The organism is Vibrio sp. ED004 (assembly GCF_023206395.1).
Classification (GTDB): Bacteria; Pseudomonadota; Gammaproteobacteria; order Enterobacterales; family Vibrionaceae; genus Vibrio.
Window position 1 is genome coordinate 234,545 of sequence record NZ_CP066150.1, and the last position, 14,498, is coordinate 249,042.

General features: G+C 47.8%; 16 protein-coding genes. 6 read left to right on the plus strand and 10 right to left on the minus strand.

Translation table 11 applies throughout. The annotated features are described in order from the left end of the window. The first annotated feature begins 16 nt into the window (after positions 1-16). Genes ugpC through ITG10_RS18640 form a run of 4 tightly spaced genes read left to right on the plus strand, consistent with a single transcriptional unit; the run spans position 17 to position 3,682 of the window. A complete protein-coding gene (ugpC, locus tag ITG10_RS18625) occupies positions 17-1,057 on the plus strand; it encodes a sn-glycerol-3-phosphate ABC transporter ATP-binding protein UgpC (protein ID WP_248387064.1) in 1,041 nt (346 codons plus the stop codon). Then, on the plus strand, positions 1,047-1,811 hold the full coding sequence (locus tag ITG10_RS18630; RefSeq protein ID WP_026084258.1) for an MBL fold metallo-hydrolase: 765 nt from the start codon (positions 1,047-1,049) through the stop codon (positions 1,809-1,811). The genes ugpC and ITG10_RS18630 overlap by 11 nt, the downstream gene beginning before the upstream one ends. Continuing rightward, the gene (locus ITG10_RS18635) at positions 1,801-2,673 is read left to right on the plus strand and encodes an inositol monophosphatase (protein ID WP_017630982.1); all 873 of its coding nucleotides are present in this window, start codon (positions 1,801-1,803) and stop codon (positions 2,671-2,673) included. Before ITG10_RS18630 ends, ITG10_RS18635 begins: the two co-directional genes overlap by 11 nt. Further along, positions 2,669-3,682 (plus strand): substrate-binding domain-containing protein, encoded by a 1,014-nt coding sequence (locus tag ITG10_RS18640; RefSeq protein ID WP_026084257.1) that lies wholly within the window; start codon positions 2,669-2,671, stop codon positions 3,680-3,682. The genes ITG10_RS18635 and ITG10_RS18640 overlap by 5 nt, the downstream gene beginning before the upstream one ends. An 83-nt stretch (positions 3,683-3,765) precedes the next feature. Here the strand turns inward: ITG10_RS18640 and maiA are convergent, their stop codons facing one another. The 4 genes from maiA to hppD are packed head-to-tail and all read right to left on the minus strand — an operon-like array spanning position 3,766 to position 7,756. Continuing rightward, on the minus strand, positions 3,766-4,455 hold the full coding sequence (gene maiA, locus ITG10_RS18645) for a maleylacetoacetate isomerase (RefSeq protein ID WP_017630980.1): 690 nt from the start codon (positions 4,453-4,455) through the stop codon (positions 3,766-3,768). Positions 4,456-4,509: 54 nt separating this feature from the next. Next, the gene (locus tag ITG10_RS18650; protein WP_017630979.1) at positions 4,510-5,547 is read right to left on the minus strand and encodes a fumarylacetoacetate hydrolase family protein; all 1,038 of its coding nucleotides are present in this window, start codon (positions 5,545-5,547) and stop codon (positions 4,510-4,512) included. Positions 5,548-5,559: 12 nt separating this feature from the next. Next, a complete protein-coding gene (locus ITG10_RS18655; protein WP_026084256.1) occupies positions 5,560-6,690 on the minus strand; it encodes a homogentisate 1,2-dioxygenase in 1,131 nt (376 codons plus the stop codon). Continuing rightward, positions 6,683-7,756: a 4-hydroxyphenylpyruvate dioxygenase gene (gene hppD, locus ITG10_RS18660; RefSeq protein ID WP_017630977.1), complete on the minus strand. Its 1,074-nt coding sequence runs from the start codon at positions 7,754-7,756 to the stop codon at positions 6,683-6,685. Before hppD ends, ITG10_RS18655 begins: the two co-directional genes overlap by 8 nt. Positions 7,757-7,882: 126 nt before the next feature. Between hppD and ITG10_RS18665 the strand changes: the two genes are divergently transcribed. After that, on the plus strand, positions 7,883-8,065 hold the full coding sequence (locus ITG10_RS18665; protein ID WP_017630976.1) for a hypothetical protein: 183 nt from the start codon (positions 7,883-7,885) through the stop codon (positions 8,063-8,065). Positions 8,066-8,158: 93 nt separating this feature from the next. Here the strand turns inward: ITG10_RS18665 and ITG10_RS18670 are convergent, their stop codons facing one another. The 6 genes from ITG10_RS18670 to ITG10_RS18695 form a co-directional block, all read right to left on the minus strand. Next, complete coding sequence (locus ITG10_RS18670; RefSeq protein ID WP_017630975.1) at positions 8,159-8,818, minus strand: HAD family hydrolase; 660 nt, start codon at positions 8,816-8,818, stop codon at positions 8,159-8,161. 1 nt (position 8,819) lies between these two features. Further along, a complete protein-coding gene (locus ITG10_RS18675; RefSeq protein ID WP_017630974.1) occupies positions 8,820-9,839 on the minus strand; it encodes an ABC transporter ATP-binding protein in 1,020 nt (339 codons plus the stop codon). Continuing rightward, positions 9,839-10,624, minus strand: coding sequence for an ABC transporter permease (locus ITG10_RS18680; RefSeq protein WP_004732591.1), 786 nt, complete (start codon positions 10,622-10,624; stop codon positions 9,839-9,841). The genes ITG10_RS18675 and ITG10_RS18680 overlap by 1 nt, the downstream gene beginning before the upstream one ends. Beyond that, positions 10,624-11,517: an ABC transporter permease subunit gene (locus tag ITG10_RS18685; protein WP_017630973.1), complete on the minus strand. Its 894-nt coding sequence runs from the start codon at positions 11,515-11,517 to the stop codon at positions 10,624-10,626. The genes ITG10_RS18680 and ITG10_RS18685 overlap by 1 nt, the downstream gene beginning before the upstream one ends. Continuing rightward, a complete protein-coding gene (locus ITG10_RS18690) occupies positions 11,514-12,413 on the minus strand; it encodes an alkaline phosphatase family protein (protein ID WP_017630972.1) in 900 nt (299 codons plus the stop codon). The genes ITG10_RS18685 and ITG10_RS18690 overlap by 4 nt, the downstream gene beginning before the upstream one ends. Positions 12,414-12,474: 61 nt before the next feature. After that, the gene (locus ITG10_RS18695; RefSeq protein ID WP_017630971.1) at positions 12,475-13,557 is read right to left on the minus strand and encodes an ABC transporter substrate-binding protein; all 1,083 of its coding nucleotides are present in this window, start codon (positions 13,555-13,557) and stop codon (positions 12,475-12,477) included. 211 nt (positions 13,558-13,768) lie between these two features. Between ITG10_RS18695 and ITG10_RS18700 the strand changes: the two genes are divergently transcribed. Beyond that, the gene (locus ITG10_RS18700) at positions 13,769-14,497 is read left to right on the plus strand and encodes a UTRA domain-containing protein (protein ID WP_017630970.1); all 729 of its coding nucleotides are present in this window, start codon (positions 13,769-13,771) and stop codon (positions 14,495-14,497) included. Position 14,498: the final 1 nt, after the last annotated feature.

Consider the following 14,498-nt stretch of genomic DNA (forward strand, 5'->3'; position numbering starts at 1 on the left):
AAATAAGGAATTACTCATGACAAAACTAAAACTAAAAAATATCCATAAAACCTACGGTGACCACATTGTGATCCCTGAGGTTAACTTGACCATCAACGACGGTGAATTTGTCGTGTTTGTAGGCCCATCAGGTTGCGGAAAATCGACGCTTCTTCGCATGATTGCTGGTTTAGAAAGCATTACCAAGGGCACTATGACGCTCAACGAGCATATTTTGAATCGCGTACACCCTTCTGAGCGTGAAGTTGCGATGGTATTTCAGTCGTACGCCCTCTATCCGCACATGACGGTAAAAAAGAACATTGGCTTTCCGCTCAAGATGGCAGGGGAATCCAAAGAAACCATCGATTCATTGGTGCAATCCACAGCCGAAAGCCTGCAACTCACTCCCCTTCTAGAGCGCTTACCCAGTGAGCTCTCTGGTGGGCAAAAACAACGAGTAGCCATTGGCCGAGCCATTGTAAGAAACCCTGAACTTTTCCTATTTGATGAACCACTGTCTAATCTAGATGCAAAACTGCGCAGTGAAATGCGCCTTTACTTGAAACAGCTACACCAGAAGCTCAAGTCCACTATGATTTACGTGACCCATGATCAAGTTGAAGCCATGACACTGGCGGACAAAATCGTAGTGCTTAACAAAGGCTCGATTGAGCAAATAGGAACGCCTGAAGAGCTGTATAACAGGCCACAGAATAAATTCGTTGCCTCATTCATTGGCTCGCCAGTCATGAACTTTCTACCAGCTGACACCTATGAGGCGCTTACTCATCAAGGCATAGTGCCAAAAGGGTCAGCATCCGTCGGACTGCGCCCTAGTCAGGTTTGTGTCGACTCCATTAACCCTAGTTGCACAATGACTGTAGAAGTCATGGAACCACTTGGTTATGCCCGACTCTATTATGGGCATTTGAACGGTTCAGCCTTCATTGTAGAAAGTGATGAACTGTATGACGTGGGTGACGCTCTGCCTATAAACCTGCCTGATTCAGTGCAACATTGGTTTGGCGACAATGAAGAACGAGTACTTGATGTCGAGGTGTCTCATGCCGCGTGATTTTAAGGTACACACACTTGGGGTTGGGGATGCTTATGATGGAGGGCATACCAACGCCAGTGTTATCGTCGAGCAAAGCGAATACACATTATTAGTTGACTGCGGCCCAACAGTGCCGGCCGCCCTATTTCGCTGCAATATAAGCTGCCATGAACTTGATGCTATCTACATTACCCATTCGCACCCCGATCACTGCTTGGGATTAACCACACTACTCAATTGGATGGACTCAAAACAACGCTCACGACCAATTCAAATCATTGTTCAACGTGAACAAAAGGCGATTATCGAATCTTTAGCTCGTTTTGCACATTGGCCTGTTGATGCCTTGGGTTATGAGATCGAATGGTGTGAGAGTGAAACGTTAACGACGATTGGACCTTGGGATGCTCAAACCGCACCGACACAGCATGCCGTCAGTAACTTGAGCCTGCATTTGACCTCCTCTCTAGGCTATCAACTGCTCTACTCTGGTGATGGTCAATTAACTGGGAAGAGCTTACAACTGGCCTGTGAAAGCGATCTAGTCTTTGCAGAATGCGAGACGATCGAACCTCATGCCAGTCACGGTTCGTGGACACAACTCTCCAGTGTTGAAGTAAAACCTGGCAGCCAGTGGAAGCTCTATCACATAGAACCAGCGGTACGCTCACCACTTTCAATTGCAATCCATCATCGTACTGAGTTTGAATTGGCAAAAGAGGGCGAAATTCTGGTTGCTATCAATCATTGGGGAAACGGTAATGTCGCTTAATCAACCAAGTTTAAACTACTCAAACCCAAATCAAGTTCAATCATGTGACGAACTTAATGCCATGTTAAACGCCGTTATCGAGATAGCTAACGACGCGGCAACCATTGCAATGAGATGGTTCAACAATCGACATGATCTGTCAGTGGAGTCAAAGGGACACCACGACTGGGTATCTGAAGCTGACCGAGAGGTAGAACAGTTCATTCGACAGGCACTAAGCCACGCTTATCCTACGCATCACTTCTTTGGCGAGGAGCTTGGTGGGGAGTTAATCGCCCCTTGCTGGGTAATAGACCCCATTGATGGCACGACAAATTTTCTCTACGGGCATGGCGATTTTGTTATTAGCATCGCCTTTCTAGACCAAGATGGCGCGTGTGTTGGCGTGATCGCAAACCCAATACAAAAGCGAGTGGTCGTCGCCAGTCGCGGGCAAGGAGCCTACGAAATTAAGAATGGAGAGACCCGCCCTTTAAGGCCAAGGCCACTTTCAGACAAAGAGTTAGTCATAGGGCTAAATCTTAATTACCAACCAAAGGTAGCCAACGGCTACTTACGCAACACAGAATGGCTCATTGAGAACGGCCATCAGGTTCGAGTGAGTGGTTCCGCTGCTTGGTCAATGACACAAGTAGCCTGCGGAGAACTGGACGGATGCTACATGGGACACGTGTATATTTGGGATGTTCTCGCGGCCCAATTAATCTGCGCCGAAGCAGACTTAGTGGTAGCCCCGTCACTCACCACCACTTATACTGGCCCAGTGTGGGCATGGCCCAAAGGGTCAATACTGGAACAATTGTGCCAGCCACCTGATGGCCGCGATGTAAACCAGAAAGTTCGAAAGGAGTCCGTTTATTAATAGCACGAAAAAGACCGTTACCGCACTAGATGTTGCCGAGCATGTTGGCGTCTCACGATCCGCTGTTTCAAGAGCATTTACCGAAGGTGCAAGCATTCAAGCCGACAAACGAGATCGAATTCTTGAGGCGGCAAAGACACTTGGCTATCAACCCAACTTCTTTGCTCGAACCTTGAGTACCCCTGCACAAAAAAAACGGTCAAACTTGATAGCCATATTGATCAGCGACTTTTCAAACCCGTATCAGTCGCATTTGTTTGAGGTCCTCTCCAACATACTTCAACAACATGGCAAGCAGCCTATGCTACTCAACGTTAAGCACGAGCAGGATTTAGAGCAAGCCATATTACGCCTCTCTGGTTATCAGGTTGATGGCGTAATTGCTGTCGCAGGATCTCTCCCTGTCGAGGGGTTTGAACAATGCCTAAGGCTCTCTCTCCCCCTTGTGACATTGGGACGAGCGGACGAACGAGGCATCATTCCCTCTGTTCAAACCGACAATGTTCAAGCTGGTCGCCTTGCTGCTGAACACTTGATTCGCCTAGGTATAACAAAGCTCGGATTTATTGCTGGCCGGCAAGACGGGTCAGCCTCAAATGAACGCTATCAAGGCTTTAAAAACGTCGTTGAAGAGCAGCTTGGCTTTATCCCTGAACGTTTGTGCGCGCAAAGCTACGGCTATTCAGCCGGTTTTGAGTTGGCTATGCGAGAGATAGAAGCCATTCGTGAGCTTGACGGCATTTTTTGCGCTTCAGATGCACTCGCTATGGGCGTCTTGGACAGCTGTCGCGATATTGCTCGTATACCAGTGCCAGAGCAGTTAAGAATCGTTGGCTGTGATAATGTTCCCCAAGCGGCGTGGCAGGGCTATCAGCTCACAACCATTGCCCAACCGGTCAATGAGATAGCCAAAACCGTGATGGAAAAGCTCAACCAGATCTGGTCAAATCAACACGGTACTCAAACTTACACCCGCATTTCTCCCGTATTGAAGGTACGTAGAACCTGATCTGGCATTTATTCAGGCTCTTAAATGTCAGGCTGTGTATAAGCGATTACAGTTGAAGCCAGCTGTTAATTGTTGCCATTCGTTCACATAGGTGCATTTGCATCTGCTTGGTTCTCTGGCATCGCATCGATGAACGCGGGTAACTGATTGCACGCTTCAACAATCGAGTTAATCAGCGGATAAGGCGACATATCAACGCCAAAACGCAGTGCATTGTAGACTTGCGGTACTAAACAAATATCGACGATACAAGGGGAATCAGTGAGGCTATACACCGAATCGCCATGTGCTTTTCTGTGCTTTGCTAGCTTCTCTTCTAAAGCATGGAAACCTTGGTTCATCCAGTGATGAAGCCATTCCATTTTCGCATCTTGTTCACACGACAATTCTCGCTCCAAATACTGCAACACACGCAAGTTATTGAGAGGATGAATTTCCATCGCAATATCCTGCGCCATTGCCAACGCTTGATAGCGAAGTGGTGTTTGCTCAGGAATCAACAAGGAATCTGGGCTGCTCTCACACAAATAGCTTTCATCCAAGTATTGTAAAATCGTCAGCGACTGATTGAGTTGAACGTCACCATCCAGCAGCACTGGCACTAATTCACTGGCATTGAGCTCGCGATATTGTGGGTCATGCTGCTCGCCGCCATTACGCACCAAATGCACCGATTTCGACTCATAGCTGAGTTGCTTTAGGTTCAATCCAATACGCACCCGATAGGCTGCGGAAGAGCGCCAATAACCATAGAGTGTGACCTTCTTGTTCATAAAGAGCCCTCGTTCATAACGTGCCTCTGTGCAGCTTTACTCTTGTCACTGTCATTAGCGTGGTCGATATTGACTGACTTTTTGGTCAATCGCGCCAAAGATCGAGTCACCTGCCGCGTCGAACATCTCAAGCTTGATCGAATCACCAAACGACATGAATTGAGTTGAAGGCTTACCATCACGAATCGTCTCTATCATGCGTACTTCAGCAATGCATGAATAGCCTACGCCGCCCTCGGCAATTGAGGTTCCGTGGTCAGTGCCTTGCTTATTGGAAACCGTGCCCGAGCCAATGATCGCACCGGCCGACAATGGACGAGTTTTCGCAGCGTGAACAACTAATTCTGCAAAATTGAAAGTCATATCGACGCCTGCATTTGGACAACCAAAAGGTGTGTCGTTGTAGGTTGAAGTCAGTGGCAGGTGTACCTTACTGCCTTTCCACTCTTCACCTAGCTCATCAGGCGTAACGGCAACCGGAGAGAACGCTGAAGAGGGTTTAGACTGGAAGAAACCAAAGCCCTTGGCAAGCTCAGCAGGAATCAAACCACGCAGCGACACATCGTTCACTAACATCAGCAGACGAATCGAATCATGCGCTTGCTTAGCACTAGCCCCCATTGGCACATCTCCAGTGACAACCGCGACTTCCCCCTCAAAATCGATACCCCATTCGTCACTGGCAAATTCAATATTGTCACGTGGCCCGATAAACGCATCTGAGCCGCCTTGATACATGAGTGGATCAACCCAGAAGCTCTCTGGCATTTCAGCACCACGAGCCTTACGAACCAGTTCAACGTGGTTTACATATGCGCTGCCATCTGCCCATTGATAAGCGCGTGGCAATGGTGATTCACAATACTGTGTGGCAAACACTTCACTGCCCGTCACATGCCCGTTATTTAACGAGGTGTATAACTCTTCTAACTGAGGCGCAACACTGTCCCAGTTATCCAAGGCTACCTGCATGGTTGGCGCCAGATGCATCGCGTGGAAGATTTCGGTGGCAGGTACACACTGTTTGAGATCTTTACTCACGACCATCAATAGGCCATCACGAGTACTATTTTTCTTGGTTGCTAATTTCATCCTTGTTGCCCCTTACTTCTCTTGCCAACTGTAGACATATTCTTTGTTCTCAACGCTATCGAGTTCGTCAGAGAACTGCAGTGCGTGGCGAGTATCGATCATCACCGCGACTTCATCGGTGAACTTTTTCTTATGCGCTTGCCCAGCCTTAAAGGCTTTCGGGTGAGGCCCATGCGTGAAGCCCGCAGGATGGAAGGTCACCATGCCTGCTTCAATATTGTCGCGGCTGAAGAAGTCCCCTGCATGATAGAAAAGCACTTCGTCATAATCGTCATTGTTGTGGTAGAACGGCACTTTCAGCGCACCGGGATCGCTCTCAATCGGGCGTGGTACAAAGGTGCACACCACAAAGCCTGCGCCAACAAAGGTGGTATGTGCAGACGGTGGCAAGTGGTAGCGATGTGACATCAGCGGTCTGATATCGCGCCAATTCACTTTCACTACGGCCAAATCACCATGCCAGCCAATTGCATCCAGTGGATTGAACGGATAAGTGATCACACTGACTTTGTCGTGGCGCTTCACCTGAACTTGGGTTTGATCTTCTGAATATTGAGCGCGGAATTGATCGTTGATCGACGGAATTTCAAGAACCGCCGGATCAAACACCGCGTGATTACCGACCATGCCCTTCTCTGGCAGAGAATAAGCCGCGTCGGTGTTCTCAATCATCAGGATGAACATCGGCTCGCTTGGCTCCAAGCGCCAGTTGGTCGAGCGCGGGATCATCACGTAATCCCCTTCACTCACTTCTAAATGACCATAGTCGCAATAGAGATCAGCACTGCCTTGGTGAATGAACAGCAGCTCATCGCCATCGGAGTTACGCACTAAGAAATCCATCTTCTCATCCATGCGCCATACGCGTATTTTGCAGTCCGCGTTGTGCAAAAGATGAGGCACCGCCCAAGGGGTTATCTGACTGGCTTTTTCCACCAGCGTAAAATCAAAAGCACGAGGACGTAAATCGCCCTCCCACTCCGACCAACCTGTTGGGGCATGTTGGTGATGGAAGTGAGCGGCAGGGCCGAAGAATCCACTTCGACCCGCCTCTCGCTCATAGATTGCCTCTTCAGGGAAGTCGGCATGCGCTTGTTTAGAACACACCCCCTCCCGATGAGGAAACGAGATCCATTTATGCATCGTCTAATACTCCTCGACGAATCTGGTCCTCTTCAATCGATTCAAACAGCGCCTTGAAGTTACCTTCGCCAAAGCCTTCATTGCCTTTACGCTGAATGATTTCAAAGAACACAGGCCCGATTACTGTCTGCGTGAAAATTTGCAGCAATATGCCGTCTTTGGTCGGTGCGCCATCAATCAGAACACGTAGGTCGCGCAGCAAATCAGTGTCTTCCCCGTGGCCTTTCACACGATCGTCAACTTTCTCATAGTAGGTATCTGGGGTTGGCATAAAGTCCATCCCGCGATCACGGAGAGTTTTCACGGTTTTGTAGATGTCATCGGTGGCGAGCGCGATATGTTGGATGCCTTCGCCGTTGTATTCGCGAATGAACTCTTCGATCTGTGATTTGTCGTCAGAAGACTCATTGATTGGGATACGGATCTTGCCACATGGTGAGGTCATGGCGCGGCTCACAAGGCCTGTCAACTTGCCTTCGATGTCGAAGTAGCGTATCTCACGGAAGTTGCCAAGACGCTCATAGAACCCAGACCATACATCCATATTGCCTTGTTTCACGTTGTGCGTGAGGTGATCGATCTCGTAAAGACCAACATCGGCTTTCGCCATGCGCTCTTGCGCGTCATCATAGAATCGGAAATCAACGTCATAGATGCTCTGCTTGCCGTAGCGATCCACAAAATAAAGCAAACTTTCACCGATACCATAAATGGCAGGAATGCTCAGCTCCATCGGCCCTATTTCTGTTTTGTACTCTTCACCACCGCCGCTAAACGCTTGTGTCATTGCCGCAGTTGCATCGTTGACACGAAACGCCATGCCACACACAGATGGGCCGTGAACTTTAGCGAATGCTTCAGCTTGGCTGTGTGGTTGTTCATTGACGATAAAGTTGATGTCACCTTGTCGATACAGCCAAGCTTCTTTTGAACGGTGCTTAGCGATCTCAGCAAAACCAAGTGACACAAACAGCGCTTTAAGTTGCTCGATTCCCTTGTGGTCGACAGCTGTGTATTCAACAAACTCGAATCCATCCGTACCAAGCGGGTTGTATGACTCCACCATGAACTTTCTCCTTGTACCTATTGGTTTTGTATTACTGGTTTTTATTGCGTGACTTCTTTTTGCTTGAAGAAGTGTTGCGTGTTTTTTGTCCTTAATTAAATTTGGCCCACAAGCCGACAGATTGGAATGGATGCAAGGAAATGGGCAATCACGCTAAAAACCCGTCAATTTGTAAAATATTTGTTACACGAAAACTCTATTCACAAGAAAGTGAGTGCTATCAAGGGATTGAAAGAGGGTGGTTTGATTTACAACCAAGCTAGAGATGTTACTGAATTGTTACATGTACACTTTTGTCAGTTTGGGTGATAAATCGAACATTAGACTGATGATGCAAAAAGCCGCTGTAGTCAGCGGCTTGGTGAATTCTAGAACGAAGCTAATTCGAATATAAGATTCGCGTTAATCCCAGTTGAGAATCGACCAATTTGGTTGATCAGCCAATGCTTTCAAACGCGGGCATGGGTTTACCAGATAAGAAAAATCAGCGTGTTCACACAAAGGTAAGTCGTTGATTGAATCCGTATAAAAGTGGATATCTGAGTAGTTGGTTTCTTGATTGTCTAACCACTCTTTCAAACGCGTTACTTTGCCTTCACGGTAGCTTGGTACACCAGAGATCTGAGACGTGAAACGGCCTTGGTTTTCGACCAAATCGATACCGAGTGCGTTCTCGATACCAATCTTGCGCCCCACAGCTTCTACTAAGAAAGTGACGCTAGCGGAGATGATCAACATGTCGATGTCATCATTCTCTAGCTGCTCAATCAATGGTTTCGACTGTTTGAACTGCTTAGGCAAAATATGCTGCTCAACACACTCTTCAACCAAAGCGCTGACTTGTTCTGTCGGCATGTCGGCGAGTGGCTGCATAGCGAACGTGAGGTAATCTTCCATGTTCAGCTTACCTTCCGAATACAAGCCCATTAAGCGCTTATCTTCTTCAATAAAGTTCGGCGCTGTGGCAATGCCCTTTTCAACCAAGAACTCATTCCAGAGCATCGCTGCATCGGCGTTGATCAGCGTTTCATCCATATCAAATACATACAAAGGTTTGAACATCTTAGGCTCTCACAGGTTGAATTTCGTTAAGGTTAAACAGGAGTTCAAGTTGGCTACCGTTTGCCAACAGTCGTTCAGAAGAACGGTTAAGTAGGTCGACCGTCAGTTCACACTCATCAACGTCCACTTGGTAGCGAATCACGTTGCCCAACAGCTGGTGATTGCGAATGGTGCCGGTTTTCGGCGCAGAGATATGTTCGCCATATTGTCGGCCTTGCTCTTTAACGTAGATAGATTCAGGTCGAATCGCCACCTTCCACTCGGTTTCGATATTGAACAGCTGCTTAGCCTTGTTCGCTTGTACCAAGTTGTAGTGTCCCATGAAACCTGCCACGAACTCATTGGCCGGTTGAGTGTAGATCTCTTCAGGTGTACCCGCTTGTACGATCTCCCCTTTATTCATCAAGAAGATACGGTCAGACATGATCATCGCCTCTTCTTGATCGTGAGTCACGAAGATCGTGGTCAGGTTCATCTCTTTTTGAATATCTCGGATCTGTTGGCGCAAATGCTTACGGATCTTCGCATCCAGCGCTGAAAGTGGTTCATCGAGCAATAAAATACGCGGCTTCACCACCAAAGCTCTTGCCAAAGCCACACGCTGACGCTGGCCACCCGATAACTGATGCGGGTAAAACTTCTCTTTGCCCGTTAAGTCCACCAGCCCAATCACTTTCACCACTTCACGCTTAATCTCATCAGCAGCAAGCTTTTTCATCTTAAGACCAAACGCAATATTGCCTTCAACCGTCATATTCGGGAACAACGCATAAGATTGAAACACCATGCCGATGCCACGCTCTTGCGGTACTTGATGAGTGATCTCTTCACCATTCACCCAGATTTCGCCACCATCGACCGGATTCAAGCCTGCTAAGCTACGTAGCAGCGTTGATTTGCCGCAGCCACTTGGGCCAAGCAACGTGATGAACTCTCCCTTCTCGATGGAAAATTCAATGTCTTCAAACACCGTATTGTCACCAAAGCTCTTGGTGAGGTTTTTCGCATTTACATAGCTCATTATTTTGTTCCCTGGCTGAAACGACTTGCCAACCAAGTCAGTAAGAAAATAAACAGGAAGTACGTCATCACAAGGGCTGACGTGAAGTGACCACTGGTTTGACGCATGTTGTATAGGTAAATTTGCAGTGTCTCGTAGCGTGTACCGACCAAGATGTTAGCGAACACGAACTCACCCAATAGGAACGAGAACGACAAGAACAACGACGCCATTAAACCTTTCTTAAGATTTGGCAGAATAATCAATAAAAACGCCTTGGTAGTGCTTGCGCCAAGCAGGTGAGCCGCGTCCATCAAGTCGTGTAAGTTAATAGCTTCAAAGCTGTTGGCAATCGCACGGTACATGAATGGCAGCGCGATGGTGAAGTAAGTACCAATCAGAATCCATGGTGTGCCTATCAGTGAGATTTCACTGTCTGCATACAATTGAAGTAAACCAACCGATGACACCACAGGAGGCACAGCGAACGGCAATAAGATCAGGATATTCATCACCTTGTCGAGTTTCGGGAAATAGTAAAACACCACGAAAATCGCAGGCAGAACCAACACCACACTCAATGACAGCGCCGCCACACAGATAAACAGTGAACGACCAAAGGCTTGTAAGAAGCGAGGATCCGTCAGTAGATTAATGTACCAATCCAGAGTAAAGCCATCAGGTAGGATCGTGGCGCCCCAACGTGACGAGATCGAGTAGATGAAGGTCGCCAAGATCGGGATCATCATGATACCAACGATCGAATAGACCACGGTTTTATGAAAGCGAGTATTTACGGTGTTCATTACTTCCTCTTCCCTGCGTAGCTTTTGCTGATCAGCCATTGGTTAATCACGGTGATGAAGGCCAGCATCGCCATCAGAATCACGGAAATTGCGGCTGCTAGGTTAGGTTCAAGGAACAAGTCGCCCGATACTAAGCTCGCGATTCGAATCGTAATCACGTTGTAGTTGCCCGAGGTCAACGCATACACGCTCGCATACGCACCAATCGCATTAGCAATCAAGATGATGAAGGTGCCAAACAAGGCAGGAGATAGCACAGGCAGCGCGATTTTGGTCCAGTATTGCCACGTTTTCGCACCAAGCAATGCTGAGGCAGCTTGCCAGTCGTCGCTAAGGGCATCGAATGCTGGATACAACAATAGAACCGCTAATGGGATCTGGAAGTAGATGTAAATCGCCAGCAAGCCCCACTTTCCATACAAGTCAAAATCGCCCAATAGCCCGTACTGCTTGAGCAACAAGGTGATTGCACCGTTAGTACCAAGGATGATGATGAATGCGAACGACAAAGGCACGCCAGAGAAGTTGCTGCTCATATTGGTAAACGCAATCACCGCATCGCGGATTTTAGAATCAACGCGGCGCAATGAAGAAACGAGCAGAGTTGCAATCGCTAAGCCAACAATACTCGACCAAATCGACAGCCATAAACTGTTACCGAAAGCCTGCATCATGAAGGCAGAGTCGAATATTTCAGAATAATTTTCGAGAGAGAGTTCGTCATTATAGAAGAAGCTGTTGATCAACACCCAAACCATAGGTGCCAATTGGAACAAATAGAAAAACAGGGCGAAAGGCGCAAGCCACAAAGCAGGCTTGAAGCGTTTGAACCAAGATTTGGTTTGAGGTTTAAGCGCAGAGCCATCGCTCTGCGTGATTACAGAACTGCTCATAGGGCCAACAATTCCTGAGTGTAAGATTTATCGTGTTCAAGGCTGAGTAGCTGACACACGCTGCCGCAGATGTCGGTTTGTTTTACTAAACATTCTTGATGTGTGAACTTATCGCCGATTACGAAGAATGGTACTTCACGCTCTTCAGGCAGAATGCCACCGTGAGACAAGTCATTGTTCATGCCATGGTCACTGGTAATGATCACCTGATAGCCATCATTTACCCATTTCTCTAGGTAGTTCGACAGGTAGATATCCGCGCCACGTGCACTGTTGCGGTATTGGCGAGAATCCAGCCCGTGCTTGTGCCCTATGTCGTCAATGTTCATTGGGTGAATCAGTAAGAAGTCAGGCTGATGAGTGATACGCAGGTGCTCTGCATCCAAGAACAAGGCTTCATCTGGGTAGTGGTCCCAGTGATAAAAACAACCGTGTTGGATGTTCATGGTTTCATCGTTGGTAAAACGGTCACGCACAGCGTCAAACGGCGCGCGGTTATACAACTCGCTCACCCAGTGATAGGCCGCGGCAGCCGTCACTTTGCCCTGAGATTTAGCCAAGCTAAAGATCGACTCGTGATTCGACAAGCGCACGATTTGGTTGTTAACAATGCCACTCTCAACAGGGCGAACTCCGGTTAAAATGCATTCATACAAAGGGCGTGACATAGACGGTAGTTCACACTGCATTGGGTAAAGTGTGGCGCGCAGCTTGTTTTTTTGCGTGCCCTGCGAAGTGCTCTGTTTACTGTACGAATCGCCCTGCTTATTCTGCAAATCGCCCTGTTTTTCATGAAGATCTTTAAGTTCTAGAAGACCGTTCAGGTAGCCCATGCAATCACGGGCTACCTGATAATTCAGTCCATCTAGAACAACAAGGATAACCTTATTGCTCATGGTCTATTCTCTATTGCTTGTTTCTATAAGCCACCCGTTACAGGTGGCATGTTAAGCGGGGTTATTGCTGGTGAATCAATACGCTTTCTTGCCATTGACGTGGCAAACGACGTGCTGACTTTTCCCATGCTGAGAAGTCAGATACTGGGTGAACGTTGCTGTATTGCTCGTTCGAGATCAGCTTGTCTTGTACTGATTGAGGTAGCGTAACGCTGCTACGGATTGGACGCGCGTAACCTTCTGCTAGGTTAATTTGGCCTTGGTCACTGAAGATGTATTCACGAGCCAACTTCGCCGCGCTCGGGTTTTTCGCGTATTTATTGATGATGGTGGTGTAACCAGAGATTACTGAGCCATCTTGTGGAATGTTTACCGTAAAGCGCTCACGGTCGATCGTGTCACGGTAGTTCAATGCGTTGAAATCCCACATGATCGCCACTTCCACTTCGCCTTTTTCAAGGTTTGCGATGCTTGGATCCGTGTAAGATAGACGGCCTTGTTTCGCTAGCTCACCAAAGAATTTAATCGCTGGTTTTAGGTTTGACTCGTCGCCGCCGTTAGCAAATGCAGCCGCTAGAATTGCGTTGTTTGCTTGCGCGGCTACGCCTACATCACCGACTGTGACTTTGTAGTCACCTTCTAGTAGGTCACTCCAAGATTTTGGTGCATCTTCAACAAGGTTGTTGTTTGAAATGAACGAAATAGTACCGGTGTAAGCCAGAGCCCAGTGACCATCTTTGTCTTTCGCCCAATCTGGAATGTCATCCCAAGTCGTTGGCTTGTATGGCTGCGTTACGTCTTTCTGCACAGCGACACGTGCAAAGGCGAAACCAACGTCACCGATATCTGCGGTTGCGTTTCTTTTCTCTGCTTCAAATTTCGAGATCTCTTGTGCCGAGCTCATGTCTGTATCCTGATGCTTCAAACCGTAGTTTGCTTTCAGATCAGTCCATGTGCCTTTCCAGTTTGCCCAACTGTCTGGCATGCCCACACTGTAAACCGCACCCTCTTTTTGAGCGGCTTCAATCAGTGACTCAAGATCAGCATCCTTCGCCATCGCTGGCATTGAAAGTGTTGCCGTTATTAGCGTTGCGCCAATCAGTTTAGCTGGCGATACAGTTGAACGGCTAAGCAAAGTTTTCATTGTCTCTATCCCTCTGGACTAGGTCAGTAAGTTCGTTTTGTATGCTATCGCCGGAGTGTGACGCTTTCGCGCAACTTATTTGACAGTTCAGATGCATTTACATGGCAGTTATATTTCACTCATATGACAGCAAGTCGTTGTTTACTGTCACATTCCTGTTAACTCCGTGGTTTACCTTATTGAGCACACGAACTTATGGACTAGATCAGTAATGAGAACATTGGCAACAGGGCAATCAGGGACACAACTAGGCAGAATTAAGGCAAGCATCAGAGAGCAGCTTCAATCTGGCATCTTCACTGAGGGGCAAAAACTGCCATCTGAAAGAGAACTCAGTGAGCTGTTTTCCACCACACGAATCACGCTCAAAGATGCGTTGGTGTCGTTAGAAACCGAAGGCCTGATATACAGAGAAGAGCGCCGAGGTTGGTATGTGTCGCCCGAACGTATTCGCTACAACCCACTGTCACGTTCTCACTTTCATCAGATGATTCGCGAACAAGATCGCATCGCAGAAACAAGACTGCTCAGCACCCGCACAGAGATGGCGGCAGGCGATTACGCCAAAGCATTAGAGATAGAACAGATCACCCCGATACACGTGATTGAGCGATTGCGATTTATTGATGGCAGAGCGGTACTGTTCGTTGAAAACGTCTTGAAAGCGCCACTGTTTGAAAAGGTGTTGTCAGAAAACCTCACTATGTCGCTGACAGGTATCTACCGAGAAAAATACGGCTACGAGACCCAACGTTCTCGCTTTGACGTGGTTCCTACCTCTGCCCCTGCCCATGTCGCTAAGGCGTTAAATTTGGCTGAAGGGCAGCCCGTTCTTAAGATCTGCCGAGTGAACTACAAACAAGATGGCGAGTTGATGGACTGCGAACTGGAATACTGGCGACCCGATTCTGTGGTGATCCATATTGATAGCATTGGGTAAT